We start from the raw sequence: 1,007 nt of genomic DNA, 5'->3' as shown, positions 1-1,007 counted from the left end.
CTGGCCGCGGACGAGATGCTCGCCGGGTTCGCCCGCGGCCACCATCTCCCCGCCGACGAAAGCGGATCCGGCGCCGACTCTGGCGCCGACGGCGATGCCGACCGTGATGACTTGGGTGGCACCGACGCCGACGCCGACGCCGACGCCGCCGATGCCGAGGCCAAGGTCGTTCCGGAGGCGGGTCCGCCGGCGACGCCGGATGATCTGCGGCTGTTCGCGTCGGAGGTCGCGGCGGTGCTGGATCCGGATGGGGCGGAGCCGAATGACCGGAACGCGCAGCAGGGCCGGTACCTGTCTATCGGGCGGCAGCGGAACGGCCTGCACCCGATCCGAGGCAACCTCCTCCCCGACACCGCCGCACAGCTCCAGCTCATCATTGACGCGCAGAACAACCCCAAAGTCGGCGGACCACCCGTCCCCGGCGTCGCCTTCCACGAAGAAGACGACGACGAAGGCGAAAGCCAAGGCGAAAGCCAAGGCGAAAGCCAAGGCGAAAGCCAAGGCGAAGGGGACGGCGACGGCGACGGCGACGGCGACGGCGAGGATCGGTTCAACACCGACCACCGGAACGTGATCGACCCCCGCACCCCCGGTCAGAAACGCCATGACGCCCTCGCCGCCGCGCTCGGGATCGCGGCCCGCCACCACGAGATGCCCTCCCTCGCCGGCGCCGCCCCCACCCTCGTCGTGCATGTGGATGCGAAGGACTTCGCGGACGGCACCGGGTGCGCGAGCGTCGGCGGCGACGCCACTCCCATCCCCGTGTCCGTCGCCGCGCACACCGCCTGCACCGGGACGATCCAACGGGTCCTGTTCGACGAAGGCCGGATCGTGGGGATCACCACCACCGACCGGGTGTTCACGATCCACCAGCGCCGCGCGATCATCGCCCGCGACAAGGAATGCCTGATCCCCGGCTGCCACGTCCCCGCGGAATGGTGCGAGATCCACCACGTGATCGAACACGCCCGCGGCGGCCCCACCTGCACCGACAACGGGGTGCCCCT

General features: G+C 70.9%; 1 protein-coding gene. It reads left to right on the top strand.

Going from position 1 to position 1,007, the window contains the following annotated elements:
* On the top strand, positions 1–1,007 hold a 1,007-nt coding region (locus IPV10_RS16835), incomplete at both ends, for an HNH endonuclease signature motif containing protein (RefSeq protein ID WP_207485822.1).

It is taken from the genome of Microbacterium sp. SD291 (genome assembly GCF_017355365.1).
In the GTDB taxonomy this organism is placed as follows: domain Bacteria; phylum Actinomycetota; class Actinomycetes; order Actinomycetales; family Microbacteriaceae; genus Microbacterium.
Note: the sequence above shows the minus strand (reverse complement) of the source record. Positions and strands in the feature narration are given on the sequence as shown.